The following is an 18505-nucleotide window of genomic DNA, read 5'->3' on the forward strand; positions in this document are numbered from 1 at the left end:
GAGACCGACATGACTTTCAATCCCGGCAAAAAACTCTACATCTCCGACGTCACCCTGCGCGACGGCAGCCACGCGATTCGTCACCAGTATTCGCTGCAGAACGTGCAGGACATCGCCCGCGCCTTGGACAAAGCCAAGGTCGATTCGATCGAAGTGGCGCACGGTGATGGCCTGCAAGGGTCGAGCTTCAACTACGGCTTCGCCGCCCACACCGATCTGGAATGGATCGAAGCCGCCGCCGACGTGATCAACCACGCCAAGATCACTACCTTGTTGTTGCCCGGCATCGGCACCGTGCATGACCTGAAAGCAGCCTACAACGCCGGTGCCCGGGTGGTGCGCATCGCCACTCATTGCACCGAGGCCGATGTGTCGAAACAGCACATCGAATATGCCCGCGAGCTGGGCATGGACACCGTCGGTTTCCTGATGATGAGCCACATGATTCCGGCCGAGCAGTTGGCCGCCCAAGCCAAGTTGATGGAGAGCTACGGCGCGACCTGCGTGTACATGGCCGACTCCGGTGGGGCGATGAACATGCAGGACGTCCGCGAGCGTTTCCGTGCGTTCAAGGCGGTGCTCAAGCCGGAAACCGAAACCGGCATGCACGCCCACCACAACTTAAGCCTGGGCGTGGCTAACTCCATCGTCGCGGTGGAAGAGGGCTGTGACCGCATTGACGCCAGCCTGGCTGGCATGGGGGCGGGGGCGGGCAACGCGCCATTGGAGGTGTTCATCGCTGCCGCCGAGCGACTGGGCTGGAATCATGGCACCGACCTCTACACCTTGATGGATGCCGCCGATGACATCATCCGTCCGCTGCAGGACCGTCCGGTGCGGGTAGATCGCGAGACGCTGGCGCTGGGTTATGCAGGCGTTTACTCCAGCTTCCTGCGTCATGCCGAAGCGGCGGCCCAGCGCTACGGGTTGCGTACCGTCGACATCCTGGTCGAATTGGGACGGCGAAAAATGGTCGGTGGGCAAGAGGACATGATCGTCGATGTGGCACTGGACCTGACACGACGTTGAGTTATCCACGCGTCCGCATAACACTAAAGAATTCCAGTTTTACTGCACCTGCCGGTCGAAGCCCACGTCGCTTTGCTGGCAAGTGCAGTGTTTTGGTTTCTGAATGTCAGTCAGGGCGCTGTGATGAAAGATCTAAATCTGCTCTATACCTTTGAAGCGTTGTGGCGAGACCACTCCGCTTCAATAGCGGCGCAGAATCTGGGTGTTACGCAGGCAGCCGTCAGCGGGGCGCCCAAGCGGTTACGAAACGACTAAGGTGACAGGTTGTTTACTCTGGTAGGTCGCCGAATGGAAACCACACCGTTTTGTGTCCACATCGCGCCGCGACTGTTGGCCTCCCTTGCGATGGTCAGGGAGGCTGGAAGCCAAATGCCGGTGTTTGATCCGAAACGTTGGCGAAGTCGTTAGGTTCCCCGCCATCGTAAGCGAATTGTCCAAAGTTGCACCTCAAGCGCGGACACATGATTTTAGAGGAGAGTGAAATGCTCAAGGCTTCAGACGTCGTAGTGCAGTGCCTCGAGAATGAGGGCGTAGAGTTCGTGTTCGGGATTCCTGGTGAAGAGAACCTGGATTTACTTGAATCACTCAGGCGCTCCAACATCCGGCTCGTTCTCACTCGACATGAGCAATCGGCTGGTTTCATGGCGGCAACCTATGGCCGGTTAACCGGCAAAACGGGAGTCAGCTTATCGACCCTTGGCCCTGGCGCTACGAACCTGGTCACTGCTGGCGCCTATGCCTACTTGGGTGGAATGCCAATGCTCATGATTACCGGGCAGAAGCCAATCAAAAAGTCCAAGCAGGGCCGTTTCCAGATTCTTGATGTTGTTGGGATGATGCAACCGCTGACCAAGTACACCCACCAGTTGGCGTCCGCTGACAACATTCCCTCGCGTGTGCGTGAAGCCTTCCGCCTTGCTGAGGAAGAGAAGCCCGGAGCGGTTCATCTTGAACTTCCCGAGGACATCGCCGCGGAGCAGACCGAAAGCCGGCCAATTCCTCCGAGCCTGCATCGTCGCCCGCTGGCCGAACACAAGGCCATCGAGGCCGCAGTCGAGAAATTGCAGACAGCCCGTAGCCCGATCCTGGTGATTGGTGCCGGCGCCAATCGCAAGATGACTGCCAAGGTACTCAAGCAACTGATCGACAAGACCGGCATCCCTTTTGTCACCACTCAGATGGGCAAAGGTGTGGTAGATGAGCGTCATCCACGCTTCCTTGGCAATGCCGCACTGTCTTCCGGCGACTTCGTGCACCGTGCTGTCGAGGCGGCTGATCTGATCGTAAACATTGGCCACGACGTGATTGAGAAACCGCCATTTTTCATGGTCCGTGGCGGCACCGAAGTCATCCACATCAACTTCCGCTCCGCCGAGGTCGATCCGGTGTACTTCCCACAGGTCGAAGTGATCGGCGATATCGCCAATGCTGTTTGGCAGATCGGCGAATCCTTGAATGACACTTCACACTGGGACTTCACCCGCCTTATGACGATCCGTGAATCCAACGAGGCCCAAGTGATTGAGGGCGCGGACGACAACCGTTTCCCGATCTACCCGCAGCGCTTTGTCGCCGACGTGCGTCGTGCCATGCCCTCCGAAGGCATCGTGGCTCTGGATAACGGCATCTACAAAATCTGGTTCGCGCGCAACTACAAGGCACATAAACCCAACACCGTACTGTTAGACAATGCCTTGGCAACGATGGGTGCGGGCCTGCCTTCGGCGATGGCTTCACATTTGGTCTATCCGGATCGTCCTGTGGTCGCTGTGTGCGGTGACGGCGGCTTCATGATGAACAGCCAGGAGCTGGAAACCGCCGTACGTTTGAAGATGAACCTGACGGTCATCATCCTACGCGATGATGGCTACGGCATGATCCGTTGGAAGCAGTCCAACATGGGGTTCACTGATTTTGGTCTGGACTACGGCAACCCGGATTTCGTCATGTATGCGCGAAGCTATGGTGCCAAGGGCCACCGGGTGGAAAGCGCCGAAGGCTTCTTGCCGCTACTGCAGCGCTGCATCAGTGAGCCGGGTGTTCACGTTATCGATTGCCCGGTGGATTATTCCGAGAACGATTTCATTCTGAACCATGAGCTTAAAAGACGTAGCGCGTTGGTTTAAACCAACGCTCGCCAACCCCCATTCAGAAAAGGAAGCGTGATGCAGCTTAAAGACACCCAGTTGTTCCGCCAGCAAGCCTTCATCGATGGCGCGTGGGTCGATGCGGACAATGGTCAGACGATCAAGGTCAACAACCCGGCAACGGGCGAAATTCTGGGCACCGTGCCGAAAATGGGCGCTGCCGAAACCCGCCGTGCAATCGAAGCCGCTGACAAAGCGCTGCCGGCCTGGCGTGGCCTGACCGCCAAGGAGCGCGCGAACAAGCTGCGTCGATGGTTCGAACTGATCATCGAAAGCCAGGACGACCTGGCTCGCCTGATGACCCTGGAGCAGGGCAAGCCATTGGCTGAAGCCAAGGGCGAGATCGTTTATGCCGCTTCCTTTATCGAGTGGTTCGCCGAAGAGGCCAAGCGCGTCTACGGTGACGTGATTCCGGGTCACCAGCCAGACAAGCGCCTGATCGTGATCAAGCAGCCGATCGGCGTGACAGCTGCGATTACTCCGTGGAACTTCCCGGCCGCGATGATCACCCGTAAAGCCGGCCCGGCCCTGGCCGCTGGTTGCACCATGGTGCTCAAGCCGGCTTCGCAAACCCCGTTTTCGGCGTTCGCCCTGGCTGAACTGGCCCAGCGTGCCGGTATTCCAAACGGTGTGTTCAGTGTGGTGACTGGCAGCGCCGGCGATATCGGCAGCGAGCTGACCGGCAACCCGATCGTGCGCAAACTGTCCTTCACCGGTTCGACCGAAATCGGTCGTCAATTGATGACCGAGTGCGCCAAGGACATCAAGAAAGTCTCGCTGGAATTGGGCGGCAACGCGCCGTTCATCGTGTTCGACGACGCGGACCTGGATAAGGCCGTCGAAGGCGCGATCATTTCCAAATACCGCAACAACGGTCAGACCTGCGTCTGCGCCAACCGCCTGTACATTCAGGATTCGGTCTACGATGCGTTCGCCGAGAAGCTGAAAGTGGCCGTGGCCAAGCTCAAGATCGGTAACGGTCTGGAAGCAGGCACCACCACTGGCCCGCTGATCGACGAAAAAGCCGTGGCCAAGGTGCAAGAGCACATTGCTGACGCCGTTTCCAAAGGCGCCACCGTGCTGTCCGGCGGCAAGTCGATGGAAGGTAACTTCTTCGAACCGACCATCCTGACCAACGTGCCGAACAACGCTGCCGTGGCCAAGGAAGAAACCTTCGGCCCACTGGCTCCACTGTTCCGCTTCAAAGACGAAGCCGAGGTGATCGCGATGTCCAACGACACCGAGTTCGGTCTGGCTTCGTACTTCTATGCTCGCGACCTGGGCCGTGTATTCCGCGTGGCGGAAGCCCTGGAATACGGCATGGTCGGCGTCAACACGGGGTTGATCTCCAACGAAGTCGCGCCGTTCGGCGGCATCAAGGCCTCGGGCCTGGGCCGTGAAGGCTCCAAGTACGGCATCGAAGACTATCTGGAAATCAAGTATCTGTGTTTGAGCGTGTAATAGGTTTTCAACCTTATTAGTCTGATTGACTGAAAGGAATGGGGCCGGCGAGTCCGGCTCCGATTTTTTCTTCTGTCCTTTCATATCACTGAAGCTATCGCTCTGCGGCTACAAGCCACCCCGATTTTCAATGGAAGTGGGCGTAGGACCAACGGATACGCACGAAAGCTGGACATGGATGTGGTTGGCTTCTTGATGATGAGCCATATGTAGCCCTCCCAAGGGGTGGGGCAGCAGGGCAAGCTGATGGAAAGCTACGGTGCTAACTGCATCTATGTGGTCGACTCCGGGGGGGCTGAATATGGGCGACGTGCGCGACTGATTCCGGGCGTTGAAAAATGTTCTCGCCCTCCATGCGAAGACGGGTATCCATGCCCACCACAACCTGAGCTTGGCCGTTGCCAACTCCATCGTCGCGGTGGTCAGGGTTGTGATCGCGTTGACGCCAGTCTGGCTGGAATGGGGGCCGGTGCAGGCAACACACCATTGGAGGTGTTCATCGCCGCTGCCGAGCAAATGGGCTGGAACCATGGCACCGATCTTTACACCCTGATGGATGTCGCCGATGACATCGCCCCCCTTCAGGACCGTCCAGTGGGTGTTGATCGCGAGACGCTGGCGCTGGGTTATGCAGGCGTTTACTCCAGCTTTCTTCGCCATGCCGAAGCGGCTGCCCAGCGCTACGGGTTGCGTACCGTCGACATCCTGGTCGAATTGGGTCGGCGAAAAATGGTCGGTGGGCAAGAGGACATGATCGTCGATGTGGCGCTGGATTTGACCCGCCGCTAATTGGTGCAACAACGCAACAGTCTTTGGTGGTTTTACGGGATTCCCGATCGTTGCCCCGGTAAATACAGTAAGTGGCATTACAAAACGAGAGTGTGGATATGAGCAACCTTGACGACCGGAACATCATTGTCACTGGCGCCTCAGGCGGTATTGGCCGTGCTTCCGCACTGGCTTTTGCCAAAGCGGGCGCCAGAGTTGTGCTGCTTGATCGCGATGCCCTAGGCATCGAAGAAACCGCCAGCGCTGTCACGGCTGCCGGTGGCAAGGCTTATTCAATCATCTGCGACGTTACCGACGAAGACGCTGTGGCCGCAGCAGTCGATGATGTCGTCACTCGATTTGGCCGTCTGCATGGCGCGTTCAACAATGCAGGGGTCGAGCAAAGCAATTTGCCTCTGCATGAAATTTCGTCTGCGGCGTGGGATCGCATTATCCGCATCGACCTGACCGGTGTTTTCTACTGCATGAAGCATCAGATCCGGGCCATGTTGAACAGTGGCGGTGGCGCCATCGTGAACACCGCTTCATCCCTGGGCTCGGTAGCGATTGCCGCTGCCTCGGACTATATCGCTGCCAAGCATGGAGTGGTCGGTTTGACCAAGGCTGCGGCCGTCGACTATGGCACCCTCAACATCCGGGTCAACGCAATCATGCCAGGGATCATCGAAACGCCAATGATCGTGCGTGCGAGCGAAGAGCCCAATTTTGCCAAACAGTTCGCTGCATTGCGCGAACGACACCCTATCGGTCGTTTCGGAAAACCGGAAGAAATCGCCAAGGCTGCGCTATGGCTGCTGTCCGATGACGCCAGTTTTGTGACCGGTACGGCAATGGCCGTAGACGGTGGTTATCTCACCGTTTGAGACCCCCTGACAGACTGTCCCTGACGCTCGACAGGGAGTCGGTCACTTTTGAACCTGAAACCCCGGAGTACCCCATGATCAATGTAAGTCGTCGCTTGAAAGTCAATGCCCCTGAGGAGTCGGGCGGTGTGAACCTGAACCGCAGCCAGGTATGGGAAGGGTTGGTGAGCAAGGCTCGCAATGCGGTGCCGTTCGTTGATGCCATTACCGAATGTAATGTCGTTGAGGACCAGGGCAATACCTTTATCCGCGAAGTGGTGCTTTACGGTGAGCGCCTTCAGGAAATGGTCCTTCTTACTGAAGAGCAGCAAGTCGAGTTCGTGCGCCTCTCCGGTAATGCCCGTGGTCTGATCAAGAACGTCATCGAGGAAGAGGATGGCGAACTGTTCCTGCGCTTCTCCTTCGATTTCTCCCTGCCGGGCGTACCGGCGGGCAGCGAGAAGGAAGTCGAGTTCTCAACCGGCATGCAGACGTCCTACCTGAGCGCCGTACGATCCACCCTGCAAGCCATCCGTAACAAGGTCAGCAAAGCGGCATAAGATTCACCGCAGCGACCAGAAATGAAAAAACAAAAACAAGAAATGAGGCGTGCAATGAACCATGAATTGACAGGTATGTTTGAAAGTGTCGATCGGATGTCGGTCGAAGGTTTTTTGAGTTATCTGACCGATGACGTCGTGTTTCGGTTTGGCAATTCCCCGGAAGTAGTGGGGAAAGAGGGTGTCAGGGCGGCGATTGAGTCATTTTTTACCCAAATAGCCTCGCTGGAACACATTCTTCAAGGCGTGTGGAGCGAGGGCAACACGACAATCATGCGTTTTGATACCTATTACACCCAGCATGACGGCACGATTATCAATGTTCCTTGTTGTGTCGTTGTTCACTTCAATGCTTCCCGATTGATCAATGATTATCGAATTCACATTGATATTTCGCCCCTGTTCAGCAGCGTATCTGCTGGTAATGTTATCCAAGCGTCTGCATAACCATACATGAGTGCCAGTTGAGCTGCACTCGCCGGTCGAAGCCCACGCCGCTTTGCTGGCGAGTGCAGTGTTTTGGTTTGCGAATTTCAGTCAAGGCATTTCGATGAAGGATTTGAATCTGCTCTATACCTTTGAGGCGTTGTGGCGAGACCACTCAGCCTCCATTGCGGCGCAGAATCTGGGTGTTACGCAGGCTGCCGTCAGCGGTTCGCTCAAGCGGTTGCGAAACGATTATGGAGACAGGTTGTTTACGCTGGTCGGTCGCCGAATGGAGCCGACGCCGTTTTGTGTCCATATCGCGCCGCGACTGTTGGCCTCCCTTGCGATGGTCAGGGAGGCAGGAAGCCAAATGCCGGTGTTCGATCCGAAAAATTGTGAAAAATCATTCGTCTTTAGAATGCGCGACATTGGCGAGGTCGTTTGTTTGCCGCCCATCTTGAGCGAATTGTCCAGGGTTGCACCTCAAGCTCGAATACACACCGTCGTGGGTGGGATGGATGAGACGCTCAATGGCCTGTCCACTGGCAGAATCGACCTGGCGCTCGGCTTTTTGCCGACCCTTCAGACTGACATTCACCGTACGCCTGTTATTTCTCAGTATTACGTCTGCGCCATGCGCAAAGACCACCCCTTGGCACATCGCGGCTTGAGCCTCGAAGCCTTTGTCGCCAGTGAGCATTTGTTGGTGGAGTCAGGTGGTGGCGGTCACCAGGCACTGGAGCGTGCTTTGGTCGATGCGGGCGGCAGAGACTGCATTAAAATGCGCACCCCTCAGTTCTTGTCCGCTCCGCACTTGCTGCTGGATACCGACATGATATGGACGCTGCCCATTTCCCTGGGTAAAACCCTGGCGCGCTTTTATCCTCTCGTCATACACCCTCTGCCCCTGCAAATACCCTCGTTCGAGATTGATCTGTACTGGCATGACCGATTTCACCGAGACCCTCAGAACAAGTGGTTGAGAGAAATGGTCGGTCAGGTACTGCGCAGCCAACAATCAGCCTGGCAATAGTCGTTCTCACCAAGCCGCAGCCATCTTCCCTGACCTCAAAACATGAACGCGCGGGGCGCTTGTCCCTTTATCAAGCGACTCGCTCAATGGTGATGCTTCGTTCCTGGATGCTTTGGGGTAAATGGAGGCTCAGGTAATCGATCAAGCTGCGAACGGATGGCAACATCCCTTTCGGTTTGGGGTAGAGCAGATGGATGATATGCGTTGCACCGGTCCAGGAGGGGATAACGACTTCCAGGGCCTTCGCGCGAACAGAGGCTGCAGCTATGGGTTCCGGCAACAACGCGACGCCCAATCCATTGACGGCGGCCTCCAGTTGCATGCGTAGATCATCGAAGATCAGACGTGGCTGATGGCTGACCAGCAGCTCCTCACCTGACGAACTGCTGAGGAACCATCGGCCGACGCCGTCATGGATGTCACCAGGACGAGAAAGCGTCTCGATGTCCGACAGGGCCTGGATCGTGGCAGGTCGCCCGACACGATCGAGAAAGCGCGGGCTTGCGACCAGAATCTGCCTGGTTGCCCCTAATTCCTTTGCGACCAACCCGGCCGTTTCTTCAATCCGGGCACGCGATCGCAAGGCCACGTCAAAGCGCTCTTCAAAGAGGTCGACCTCTCGATCTACAGCATTCAACTCAAGCCGCACCTTCGGATACTTTTCCATGTACCCAGGCAGCAGGGGAGCTAAATAACTCTGCGCCATCACCTGAGGACAGCTCAACCGTACCAACCCGACGGGTTCCCGTCGAAGATGCTCCACGCTTTCATAGGCGGTATGCGCACCCTCGACAACGGGTTGGCTGAGCGTAAAGAAATGATGGCCGGCTTCGGTCAGCGAAACCTGGCGCGTTGTGCGATGTAACAGCCTGGCCCCCATTCGCAATTCAAGATCCGCGATATGACGACTGAGCAACGTTTTTTCAATGCCCGTTGCCCGTGCCGCTGCCGAGAAACCTCCATGTTTGACCACCAGTACGAAGTAATAAAGGTCATTAAGGTCTTTCATGCAGTGACGCTCTCCTGCGGGGGCCGTTGAGCAACCGTTAACGGCAAAGGCTGATGTAACCATCATTGATCAAACTGGATGCGGGATAAACTAGCTACAATTGAAATGACTGATCCACTGATGGAGCAATCAACATGGAACTTCTGAACGACATGGCGTTGTTCGTCGAGGTCGTCAAAGCCCACAGTTTTCGCAAAGCCGCAGAAGCGATGGCGATGCCGAATTCGACCTTGTCGCGACGCATCAGCGGGCTTGAAAAGGCCATTGGCTTGAGACTGTTAAATCGCACCACGCGCAAGATCGAATTGACCGAGGCGGGGCAGTTGTACTTTGACCGGTGCAAGCGAATCGTTGACGAGGCGCGGCTGGCGCACGAGCAGCTGGGTGAAATGCTCGCGCATCCAAGCGGCCTTTTGCGCGCGTCACTGCCGGTGGATTTCGCCAACATTTACCTGGCACCGCTCATTGCTGAATTCGCCCGACGGTACCCCGGCATCAGCTTTGAATTCGACCTCACGCCGCGCCAGGTCGACCTGGTCAGCGAACCCGTCGATGTGGTTATCCGCATGGGCGAGCCGGCAGATTCGAATCTGATTGCACGCAGGCTGGCGACCCTCTCTCGTCGTTTATATGCCTCGCCTCGCTATCTGGAACTCAATGGAGAGCCCAGCCATCCGGCTGAGCTGATAAACCACGAATGCCTGCGACTGAGAAAGGCTGGCAAGTGGCAGCTCTCCCATGCAGGCGAAGTGGTGGAAATCGAGGTGGGTGGACGGTTTCAACTCAATAGCGTCGGGATGCTTCGGCGATTGGCGACACTGGATCTGGGGATAGCGCTGCTGCCTGAAGGCATTGCCGCGGACGATCTGCGCACTGGCTTGCTGCAACCGGTACTGCCCCAATGGCACGCCAATCCGATCCCGGTGTATGCCCTCACTGAAACCCGCCTTTTGCCCGCAAAAACTCAACGTTTCATTGAGTTTCTGCGTGAGCAACTTGAGCAGGCTTGACTGTCGGGTTCCGTCGAGTGCTCAGCCAATAAAGACCACCAATGGCTGTTGCGCCGATCAGCACGGGAAGCGCCAGCCAATGGAAGAAGACCTGTGATGTGCCCGCCGTGGAGATAAACCAGGCGCCCAGCATCGAGCCGACAATTGAACCGCAGCGGCCAACGGCCATTGCCCAACTCACCCCGGTCACTCGGGCGGCGGTGGGGTACAAGGTGGCTGACACCAGGTTGAGTCCGTTTTGAGCACCGGCTACACCGAATCCGATGAGAAATACCATGGCGGCCAGCTGATAGGGATCACCCATCAGATAGCCCGTGACAGCAATGACCACAGCCGTCACCGAGTACGAGAGGGTCAGCACAGGGTAGGGACCGACGCGATCCATCAGCAGGGCCATGAGAATGGCGCCGACGGTACCGCCCAGCGGCACCATGGCGCCAATACGCGAAGCGTAAGCGATATCGTAGCCGGCCTCTTTGAGCAGGGTAGGCAGCCAACTGGTCAGCAGATAAAACACAAAGAGCGAGCAGAAGAAGGTCACCCACAGCAGCAGTGTGCGGACCAACCGACCGTTGATGAACAAATGAGAGATCGGCGACCTGACGTGGGCCGGGCGTTCGTTATCGAGGATCGTTACACCGCTCCAGCTTTTTCGGGTGATGCGTTCGACCACCCGGCGCAAGGCGTCGGCGTGCTTGCCCGAGGACGCCATGAACCGAACCGACTCGGGCATTAACCAAGCCAACAGTGGCAGTAGCGCCAGCGGCATGACGCCACCCAGTACGAGCACAGAACGCCAGCCGAATGCAGGAATCATGTGCGCGGCGAGCATGCCGCCCAAGGCCAGGCCAGCGGTGAAGCCACTCCAACTCAAGGTCACCATGATCATGCGCCGGCGGGCGGGGGAGTATTCGGCGCTCAAGGCAATGCACGCCGGCATCGCACCACCCAGGCCGATGCCGGTGATGAAGCGCAGAATCGTAAGCGACTCGATCGATTGGGTGTAGGCGCTGGCCAGGGTGGCGAGACCAAACACCAGCACTGAAATCAGTAAAACGCTTTTGCGCCCGATGGCATCGGCGACTGGCCCCAGTATCAGGCTGCCGACCATCAGGCCGAATAATCCAGTCCCGAAAACCGGTGACAACTGGGCAGGCAACAGACCCCATTCTTCGCGCAGCGACGGGGCGATGTAACCAATGGCTGCGGTATCGAAACCATCCACCAGGACGATGAGGAAGCACAAGGCAAGGATGACGATCTGGTAGGGCGAGATCTTCGCGCTGTCGATGATCTCGCCAATTCGGGCGTTGTCAGGGTTCATGCGGCTACCTTTTATTTTTTTTATCTGGACGTGATCGTCGCCAAGCGCTTTAAATAAAGGAAGCCAATTCTAATTATTCAAACTATCTGGTTTTGTTATACCTATGCGCACCGACCTCAACTTGCTCCGCGTCCTGCTAGCCGTTTATGAAACCGGCAATGTCACCGCGGCGGCAAAGCGGTTAGGCATGAGCCAACCCGCAACCAGTGCTGCACTGGCCCGCTTGCGCCACTCGCTGGGAGACCCACTGTTCATTCGCTCGGGTAACGTGATGGAGGCGACGCCACGGGCGCAAGGCATCATTGAGCGCACCCGCGAAGTGATCGAAATCATCGACCGGGACATCCTCAGCGGCCCGACCTTCGACCCTGCTACCAGCGACCAGGAGTTCGTCTTTTGCCTGAGCGAAGTGGGTGAAGTGGTCTTTCTACCTGCGCTATTCCAGAGCCTGCGCAGCGCGGCGCCGAATACGCGCATTCGAACTGTCAGTCTGGCACCTGATGAGCTTGTGGAGAACCTGCATGAAGGCCGGGTCGATGCGGTGCTTGGCTATTTTCCCGACCTCACAACCCCCAACATCTATCAGCAGCGGTTGTTCTCTCATGACCTGGTCTGTCTGATCCGCCTCAATCACCCTCTGGCAGGGGAGCGCCTGTCCCTGGAGGATTTCAGCAGGCTGGAGCATCTGCAGGTCCGTGATGGCAGTCGTCGCCAGGAAATGTTCGAAGCCCACCTGACCAAAGCAGGTATCCACCGCAACATCGTGCTGCAGACGTCTCACTACATGAGTGTGCCATCGATCATCGAACGCTCTGATTTGATCGTGGTGTTGCCCCGGACCGTTGCCAACATGTACACGCATAATCTGAACGTGCGAATGGTCGAGCCTCCCGTGGACATTCCACGCTACGACCTCAAGCAGTACTGGCATGCACGCTTTCACGAAGCGCCTAGAAGTGTCTGGCTAAGGCGATTGATCATGTCGGTATTCAATGGGTGACGTGCCCGACAAACCGGAGTGGTAAGAACCCGAATATAACCGCAACTTGAATTTTTCAACCCCGCCTGTCTTCTCCCTTTAGACCCCCTCACCGCGATTGTTGCTTGAGAGCAACAGTCCTTGGTGATTTCCGTGCCTAGTCAATAAGTAGTGGTCTACCTACAGTTCGGCAACTCATTAACCACCGCGACTGATCGGGTGTGTTATTGCAAGATCTGTTCTTATAAAAACAAGCAAGAATAACGGAGTGCTTATGAGTCATCGTCTGCAGGGTAAAGTTTGCATTATTACAGGCACTGGCGGGTCAATGGGGCGAGCGGCAGCGTTAATGTTCGCACAGCAAGGTGCCAAAGTAGTGGGGTGTGACATCTATCATGAGGCGGCTCAGGAGACAGTTGATGCCGTGAAGTCCATGGGTGGGGAGATGGTTTCATTAAACAATTGTGACTTGACGGATCCTGCCAACTGCACCCGGTTAGTTGAATTGGCGGTTTCGGAATACAGGCGCGTCGATGTGTTATTCAATAATGCGGCGATGGCCTATTTTGGTTGGATTGATCAGATATCAAACGAGGACTGGCATCGAACAATCGATCAGGAACTGAATCTGGTTTTCCATCTCGTGCGTGCAGCCTGGCCGGAGTTAATCAAGTCCCCGGGTGCTTCCATCATTAACACAGCGTCGGTTTCGGCATGGTCGACCTACCGCATGCTCCCCGGAATCGCGCACAGCGCGGCCAAAGGAACCGTGCTTTCCATGACTCGCCAACTGGCGCTGGAAGGCCGGGTCCATGGCTTGCGCGCCAACAGCATTTCCCCTGGGTTGATTGAGTCCAAGCAAACAATCCCGTTGCTGCAGGATCCCGAGTGGGCTGAAACGATGGTGGGCAAAGTGATGCTGGGGCGTTTGGGTAAGCCCGAAGAAGTTGCGGCCACTGCTTTATTCCTAGCCTCTGATGAAAGCTCTTTCATTACGGGTACTGATATTCGGGTCGATGGTGGTACCACTGCCTGGTAACTCTACCTGACATTAAGTTTGATTATTCAACTGGTCTGCCTGAAACAAGGAGGGGCTCTATTGCCTTGCAAATAATAAACACCCCTTAGAGGCAGGCCCTGTTGTTCTGTTTGTTCTGTTTGTTCGCATGAATCTTCGTAATCAAAATAATAATCCATACGAGATCATCCTTATGTTGCGCGTAAAAACTTTGCGGCTCAGCAAACGTTCTCCCTTGCTCTGCACGGCGGCCATGCTGCTGACGTGTGCCCAAACTCACGCTACCGAAAACAACGGAACTGCTTACCCACTTGGTCTTGACACCGTATTGGCTGGGCGAATGCCACCACCAGGGTTAACCACCTTTTTTTACAGTTCTGCTTACGAGTCGACTGAACTAAAGGGGGCCTATGGGCGCAGCATGGCCGGGATTGAGGACTTCAACCTCAGTTACCAGTCACTCGCGGTATGCCTGGACTACGTTTATTCCGACTACACCTTATGGGGCGCAACACTGGCCAGTCGTGCAGCCTTGCCCTACATAAAAGGGCAGGTGAGTTTTTATACCGAAACGCCCCAAGGGCGTGTCCGCAACAGTGGCAAGGATGAAGGCTTCGCCGATCTGGCGTTTACTCCACTGTTTCTGGGTTGGAGTTCTCCACGTTTCCATCAGATGCTGGGTGTGGATTTTTATGCACCCACCGCTTCGTATGACAAGGATCGGCTGTTCAATGTGGGAACCAACGTGTGGTCCTACTCGCCGTGGTACTCCTTCACGGCGAACCCGATAGACGAGGTGGAGATAAGCGCCAAGATTCTCTACATGATAAACGACAAAAATCGTGCGACTGATTACCGGTCGGGGCGCGAGATTAATGCTGACTATCATCTTGGCTACAGCTTGAACAAAAATTGGCAGGTTGGGGTCAGTGGGTATTTGTACAAGCAGGTGAGCGATGATGAGCGTCACGGTGAGTCGGTGTGGGAGGACGGCAATCGAGGTCAAGTCGTTGCTTATGGCCCTGTTGTGAAATATCAAACCCCCAAATTTGGCGTACTGATGAAGTGGCAGCATGAAACGCTTGTCGAAAACCGGGCCCGCGGCGAGCGACTCTGGCTCCAGGCGGTCGTGCGTTTTTAAGCCTGGTCTATTGGCCACATCTGCGAAGCAGGGGCGCCAGTCGTGGCCCTTGCGCCGTGATTGGTGCATCAGCACAACAGTCCTTGGTGATTTTCCTGTCTAGTCAGTCTCTGGTGCCTCATTTATGGTCTGGTGATTAGATCAATCAGGCGGGCTTTGGGATGCTGCAAAAGGAACACTTCAAAACGCTGAGCGGCTTCGGCTCCGTGCACGACGTACCCAAGCTGCCAACCGGTTTTACTGACGTCTTCGAAAGCTACGAGATCGCGGCCAACGGCGTGAAACTGCACGCCGTCATTGGCGGGCAGGGCAAGCCGTTGCTACTGCTTGGGGGCTGGCCGCAAAACTGGTTTGCGTGGCGTTACCTGATGCAGCCGCTGGCTCGCACGTTCACCGTGATCGCTGTCGATCCGCGGGGTGTCGGGCTCTCGGAAAAAGCGCAGGAGGGTTATGACTCAAGGACCTTGGCCCAAGACATGTTTGCGCTAATGGACGCCTTGGGGCATGAGTCTTTTGCCATGGCCGGCCATGACATCGGCATGTGGACCGGTTATGCCATGGCACACGATCAACCCGCCCGAATCGAGCGCATTGCGCTGGGCGAGGCGCTTATTCCAGGCTTATCGGACTCTCCGCCTTTGCTGCCTGAGCAGCGCTGGCTCAGTGATTTTCTCTGGCATTTCAACTTCAATCGGGCGCTGGGCATCAACGAGCAACTGGTCAGTGGTCGCGAAGAACTCTACTTCGGTCACCAGTTCGCGACGAAAGCAGGGTCGCCAGAGGCGGTACCTCGTTACGCGATCGACTTCTACATCGAACAACTCAAGCGCGATCCACAAGCCCTGCGGGCCAGCTTCGACTATTACCGCGCAATCGATCAGTCGATTCCACAGAACCAACAGCGCAAAGCAACGCGCGTGACCTTACCGGTGTTGGCATTTTCGGGTGCGCTTGCCTGTGGCGACAGCGTTGAAGCCGAGTTGCGCACGGTCGCATCGAATGTCGAATCCGTGGTCATTGCGGATTGCGGTCACTATCCGGCGGAAGAACGCCCGGAGACATTGCTGGCTGCGTTTGAGGCGTTTTTCGCGCCCTATGCACGATGACCAATTGCCGTTCGGTGAGAGATGGTGGGGCTACACTCATTATTGCGCATTGAACGACACCACCAGTACCAGAGGCTGCTGTCATGTCTGTCGTTATCGCCCCGCTTAGTCGCGCCAACCTCGGCGGCCATTTCCACGGTTTTGGTCTGCGCACCGAGGCAGAATTGATCTCCCCCTTCATCGGGGTCGACCACTACTGGATGGACGCGCCGACCTTTGGGCCACACCAGCATGCCGGCATTTCGGCGGTGTCCTACCTGCTTCCCGATTCCGAGACGGGCATGGCCAACCGTGACTCGATCGGTACCCAGAACGTGATTCAACCGGGCGGCCTGCACTGGACTACCGCCGGCCGTGGCGTGGTGCACGAAGAGGTTCCGGTCGAAACCGGCAAAAAGGTTCACGGACTGCAGATCTTCGTCGCTCTCGCTCCGTCGAACAGGGACATCGCTCCGTTCCCGCTGATACTCGAAGCGCAGGATGTGCCAGTCATGCAGGAGCCAGGTGCCAAGGTGCGGGTGCCGTTGGGGAGCTATCGTGAGATACGCTCCCCGCTGAGTCCACCGACTGAGGTAACGATGCTCGACATCTCTCTGGAGGAGGGTGCCGAGCTGAGTGTGTCTATTGCCGCAGGCCACTGCATGTTTGCCATGCCAATCGACGGCACGGTGGAGGTGGAGGCCCAGCGCTTCAATCGCGAGGACCTCAAGCTTCCGGTGTTCCCGGCGCAAAATACTCCACGCGAGGTCAAGTTGAGAGCCCCGCAGGGCAGTGCCAACGTCGTGCTGTTCAGCGGACCTCCGCTACCCTTTGTTTGAACCCAACGAAACGAGGATTTGTACTATGGCTGCCGTACGATTCACTGCAGAGAACGCCGCGTTGTTGCTGATCGACCATCAGGTCGGCACGATGCAACTGATCAAAAACATCGACCGTGAGTTTGCCGCCAAGCAGTCGATTGCACTGGCCAAGATGGCGAAGATCCTCAACATGCCGGTCGTGATTACGTCCAGCCAGGAAGATCAAGCCCAGGGCCCGATTCTTCCGGAAATCGCCGCGATACTCCCAGAAGCGCACGCGGCACGGATCAAGCGTCCCGGTGTGGTCAACGCCTGGGAATACGCCGACTTCCACGATGCAGTGCTCGCCACTGGGCGTAAGCATCTGATCATGGCCGGTGTGACCACTGACGTTTGTCTTATCTTTCCGGCAATCGATGCTGCGCTCGAAGGCTTTGCCGTGCAGGCCGTACTGGATGCTTCGGGTTCGCCCAGCGATCTTTCCGAAGAATTCGCTCGTCAACGAATGCACGATGCCGGCGTCGTGCTCACCGCCACCAATACGCTCATGGCAGAGATCGGACAGGATTGGTCTACACCTACCGGACAGCAGCTGATTGGCTTGTTGTTCACCGATGTATTCCCAGCCTTGGGTGCTGGCATCCAGTAAACCACGATCCCGTCACGTTGCTCGAAGCGCATGGCTCTTCGGGCAACGCGACAGTTCTCAGATCAGTTCACTGCCGCATAACGAAGATATTCGGCGCTGATCCGGTTTGAATGGGTAACCAACCCGCGGACGAAGGGCAATCGTGCTGCTTCATAGCGGGCCAACACGGCGGCAACGGGTTCGTCTGCGCTTCGGTCTGCGAGCATCCGAGCCAGCACTGCCGCATCTTCCACGCCGGTCAAAAAGCCGCGCCCGGTCATCGGTGAAACGACGTGGGCAGCGTCCCCGATGGTGGCCATTGCGCCACGTGCCAACCGCTGCGGTTTGTACTCTGCAATCGGAGCGCCGCTCAACACATTCGCTGAGCGCACGCCGACTGTCACTGCCTCCGCCCACATCTCAGGCCAGACCTGAGGGACCTGGGCGACCAAGCCAGACCTCACGTCTTCATCAATCGTCCCGCGTCCGAGTGTGCCCACGATGTGGCCATCGGCGGTCAGGCAGCCGGTGCTACGGAGCAATGCCTCTTGATGCACATCGAACCACGCGAATGTGACTTGACGCTGACCTGGCTCCATCGAGCCGTCGCGACCAGGAAGTACTGCAGCAACCAGACGATATCCGCCCACGAACTCAATCCATAGGCCGCCGTCCGATGGCCAGGGGACGGGACGCGTCAGCGTTCGCTCCTCGACCAGTCCACGCCACACCAGATAACCGGCGTAGCGGGCAAGCGGTGCGTCGGGCGTGATTGCCTGGCGAACGATGCTGCGATATCCGTCCGCACCGATCACCGCGGCGGCAACCCTCTGGGTTCCGTCGGCAAAGGAGAGTTGTGCCCGATCGCCAAGGTCTGTGACCGAGGTGACGGCGTTGCCTTCTTCGAGGACGATGCCGGGTGTTGCGACAGCCCGGTCCCGTAGCCAGCTGTAAAGCGCCGGCCAGGTCGTCAGTTCGCGATAGGCGGGTACCACGGGCAAGATGGGCGCAGCACGGGGATCATGGCCAACCGTCGCCGCGACCACATCGAGATCGATACTCAGGCTGTCGCCACCGTGTACACGCCCGACGGAACGCTCAACAACACGAACGGGCACGCCCCTGGTCGCGCAAGCGAGCGCCAGCGTGAGGCCGGCAAGAGATCCGCCGACAATAATGATTTCCGGGTGCGTGGTGTTCATC

17 protein-coding genes and 2 pseudogenes are annotated in these 18505 nt (G+C 57.0%); 16 read left to right on the forward strand and 3 right to left on the reverse strand.

Translation table 11 applies throughout. From position 1 onward, the window contains the following. Positions 1-9: 9 nt before the first annotated feature. From dmpG (AC1RO5_RS02285) to AC1RO5_RS02325, 9 genes and pseudogenes are all read left to right on the forward strand, one after another. Positions 10-1029 carry a 4-hydroxy-2-oxovalerate aldolase gene (gene dmpG, locus AC1RO5_RS02285; RefSeq protein ID WP_310058277.1) on the forward strand — a complete coding sequence of 340 codons (1020 nt, stop codon included), beginning with the start codon at positions 10-12 and terminating at the stop codon, positions 1027-1029. A 123-nt stretch (positions 1030-1152) separates the two neighbouring features. Next, positions 1153-1504: pseudogene (locus AC1RO5_RS02290) on the forward strand (LysR family transcriptional regulator); the annotation flags it as partial. Between the two features lie 7 nt (positions 1505-1511). Continuing rightward, entirely contained in the window at positions 1512-3155 is a 1644-nt protein-coding gene (locus AC1RO5_RS02295; protein ID WP_007938271.1) for an acetolactate synthase large subunit, read from the forward strand. A gap of 39 nt (positions 3156-3194) precedes the next feature. Beyond that, the gene (gabD, locus tag AC1RO5_RS02300) at positions 3195-4637 is read left to right on the forward strand and encodes an NADP-dependent succinate-semialdehyde dehydrogenase (protein WP_493172364.1); all 1443 of its coding nucleotides are present in this window, start codon (positions 3195-3197) and stop codon (positions 4635-4637) included. A gap of 141 nt (positions 4638-4778) precedes the next feature. Further along, positions 4779-5426: pseudogene (gene dmpG, locus AC1RO5_RS02305) on the forward strand (4-hydroxy-2-oxovalerate aldolase); the annotation flags it as partial. A 98-nt stretch (positions 5427-5524) separates the two neighbouring features. Continuing rightward, positions 5525-6289 carry an SDR family oxidoreductase gene (locus AC1RO5_RS02310; RefSeq protein WP_007985675.1) on the forward strand — a complete coding sequence of 255 codons (765 nt, stop codon included), beginning with the start codon at positions 5525-5527 and terminating at the stop codon, positions 6287-6289. Positions 6290-6363: 74 nt separating this feature from the next. After that, positions 6364-6828: an SRPBCC family protein gene (locus AC1RO5_RS02315; protein ID WP_008049901.1), complete on the forward strand. Its 465-nt coding sequence runs from the start codon at positions 6364-6366 to the stop codon at positions 6826-6828. A 54-nt stretch (positions 6829-6882) separates the two neighbouring features. After that, positions 6883-7275 (forward strand): nuclear transport factor 2 family protein, encoded by a 393-nt coding sequence (locus tag AC1RO5_RS02320; RefSeq protein WP_427624781.1) that lies wholly within the window; start codon positions 6883-6885, stop codon positions 7273-7275. 103 nt (positions 7276-7378) lie between these two features. Then, positions 7379-8287, forward strand: a complete 909-nt coding sequence (locus AC1RO5_RS02325) for a LysR family transcriptional regulator (protein WP_007970773.1) — start codon at positions 7379-7381, stop codon at positions 8285-8287. A gap of 70 nt (positions 8288-8357) precedes the next feature. Here the strand turns inward: AC1RO5_RS02325 and AC1RO5_RS02330 are convergent, their stop codons facing one another. Further along, on the reverse strand, positions 8358-9296 hold the full coding sequence (locus AC1RO5_RS02330; RefSeq protein ID WP_008157133.1) for a LysR family transcriptional regulator: 939 nt from the start codon (positions 9294-9296) through the stop codon (positions 8358-8360). 134 nt (positions 9297-9430) lie between these two features. Between AC1RO5_RS02330 and AC1RO5_RS02335 the strand changes: the two genes are divergently transcribed. Further along, positions 9431-10306, forward strand: a complete 876-nt coding sequence (locus AC1RO5_RS02335; RefSeq protein ID WP_493172368.1) for a LysR family transcriptional regulator — start codon at positions 9431-9433, stop codon at positions 10304-10306. Here AC1RO5_RS02335 and AC1RO5_RS02340 read toward each other — a convergent pair. Further along, positions 10269-11630: an MFS transporter gene (locus AC1RO5_RS02340; protein ID WP_493172370.1), complete on the reverse strand. Its 1362-nt coding sequence runs from the start codon at positions 11628-11630 to the stop codon at positions 10269-10271. The genes AC1RO5_RS02335 and AC1RO5_RS02340 overlap by 38 nt on opposite strands. 103 nt (positions 11631-11733) lie before the next feature. Between AC1RO5_RS02340 and AC1RO5_RS02345 the strand changes: the two genes are divergently transcribed. From AC1RO5_RS02345 to AC1RO5_RS02370, 6 genes are all read left to right on the forward strand, one after another. Then, entirely contained in the window at positions 11734-12630 is an 897-nt protein-coding gene (locus AC1RO5_RS02345) for a LysR family transcriptional regulator (protein WP_493172372.1), read from the forward strand. 253 nt (positions 12631-12883) lie between these two features. Beyond that, positions 12884-13648: an SDR family NAD(P)-dependent oxidoreductase gene (locus AC1RO5_RS02350; protein WP_493172374.1), complete on the forward strand. Its 765-nt coding sequence runs from the start codon at positions 12884-12886 to the stop codon at positions 13646-13648. A 172-nt stretch (positions 13649-13820) separates the two neighbouring features. Then, positions 13821-14768, forward strand: a complete 948-nt coding sequence (locus AC1RO5_RS02355; RefSeq protein WP_427624936.1) for a SphA family protein — start codon at positions 13821-13823, stop codon at positions 14766-14768. Between the two features lie 161 nt (positions 14769-14929). Continuing rightward, positions 14930-15874 (forward strand): alpha/beta fold hydrolase, encoded by a 945-nt coding sequence (locus tag AC1RO5_RS02360; RefSeq protein ID WP_493172376.1) that lies wholly within the window; start codon positions 14930-14932, stop codon positions 15872-15874. A gap of 83 nt (positions 15875-15957) precedes the next feature. Next, positions 15958-16692, forward strand: a complete 735-nt coding sequence (locus AC1RO5_RS02365) for a pirin family protein (RefSeq protein WP_493172378.1) — start codon at positions 15958-15960, stop codon at positions 16690-16692. Between the two features lie 25 nt (positions 16693-16717). Next, positions 16718-17323 (forward strand): isochorismatase family protein, encoded by a 606-nt coding sequence (locus AC1RO5_RS02370; RefSeq protein WP_095966116.1) that lies wholly within the window; start codon positions 16718-16720, stop codon positions 17321-17323. Positions 17324-17385: 62 nt separating this feature from the next. Here the strand turns inward: AC1RO5_RS02370 and AC1RO5_RS02375 are convergent, their stop codons facing one another. After that, complete coding sequence (locus AC1RO5_RS02375) at positions 17386-18504, reverse strand: FAD-dependent monooxygenase (RefSeq protein ID WP_493172381.1); 1119 nt, start codon at positions 18502-18504, stop codon at positions 17386-17388. Position 18505 lies beyond the last annotated feature (1 nt).

This window comes from Pseudomonas sp. GW822-FHT02G04 (assembly GCF_058802085.1).

Excerpts from the sequence above, each read along its gene's own strand:
- dmpG (WP_310058277.1), top strand. The coding sequence starts at position 10 with ATGACTTTCAATCCCGGCAAAAAACTCTACATCTCCGACGTCACCCTG.
- AC1RO5_RS02295 (WP_007938271.1), top strand. The coding sequence starts at position 1,512 with ATGCTCAAGGCTTCAGACGTCGTAGTGCAGTGCCTCGAGAATGAGGGC.
- gabD (WP_493172364.1), top strand. The coding sequence starts at position 3,195 with ATGCAGCTTAAAGACACCCAGTTGTTCCGCCAGCAAGCCTTCATCGAT.
- AC1RO5_RS02310 (WP_007985675.1), top strand. The coding sequence starts at position 5,525 with ATGAGCAACCTTGACGACCGGAACATCATTGTCACTGGCGCCTCAGGC.
- AC1RO5_RS02315 (WP_008049901.1), top strand. The coding sequence starts at position 6,364 with ATGATCAATGTAAGTCGTCGCTTGAAAGTCAATGCCCCTGAGGAGTCG.
- AC1RO5_RS02320 (WP_427624781.1), top strand. The coding sequence starts at position 6,883 with ATGAACCATGAATTGACAGGTATGTTTGAAAGTGTCGATCGGATGTCG.
- AC1RO5_RS02325 (WP_007970773.1), top strand. The coding sequence starts at position 7,379 with ATGAAGGATTTGAATCTGCTCTATACCTTTGAGGCGTTGTGGCGAGAC.
- AC1RO5_RS02330 (WP_008157133.1), bottom strand. The coding sequence starts at position 9,296 with ATGAAAGACCTTAATGACCTTTATTACTTCGTACTGGTGGTCAAACAT.
- AC1RO5_RS02335 (WP_493172368.1), top strand. The coding sequence starts at position 9,431 with ATGGAACTTCTGAACGACATGGCGTTGTTCGTCGAGGTCGTCAAAGCC.
- AC1RO5_RS02340 (WP_493172370.1), bottom strand. The coding sequence starts at position 11,630 with ATGAACCCTGACAACGCCCGAATTGGCGAGATCATCGACAGCGCGAAG.
- AC1RO5_RS02345 (WP_493172372.1), top strand. The coding sequence starts at position 11,734 with ATGCGCACCGACCTCAACTTGCTCCGCGTCCTGCTAGCCGTTTATGAA.
- AC1RO5_RS02350 (WP_493172374.1), top strand. The coding sequence starts at position 12,884 with ATGAGTCATCGTCTGCAGGGTAAAGTTTGCATTATTACAGGCACTGGC.
- AC1RO5_RS02355 (WP_427624936.1), top strand. The coding sequence starts at position 13,821 with ATGTTGCGCGTAAAAACTTTGCGGCTCAGCAAACGTTCTCCCTTGCTC.
- AC1RO5_RS02360 (WP_493172376.1), top strand. The coding sequence starts at position 14,930 with ATGCTGCAAAAGGAACACTTCAAAACGCTGAGCGGCTTCGGCTCCGTG.
- AC1RO5_RS02365 (WP_493172378.1), top strand. The coding sequence starts at position 15,958 with ATGTCTGTCGTTATCGCCCCGCTTAGTCGCGCCAACCTCGGCGGCCAT.
- AC1RO5_RS02370 (WP_095966116.1), top strand. The coding sequence starts at position 16,718 with ATGGCTGCCGTACGATTCACTGCAGAGAACGCCGCGTTGTTGCTGATC.
- AC1RO5_RS02375 (WP_493172381.1), bottom strand. The coding sequence starts at position 18,504 with ATGAACACCACGCACCCGGAAATCATTATTGTCGGCGGATCTCTTGCC.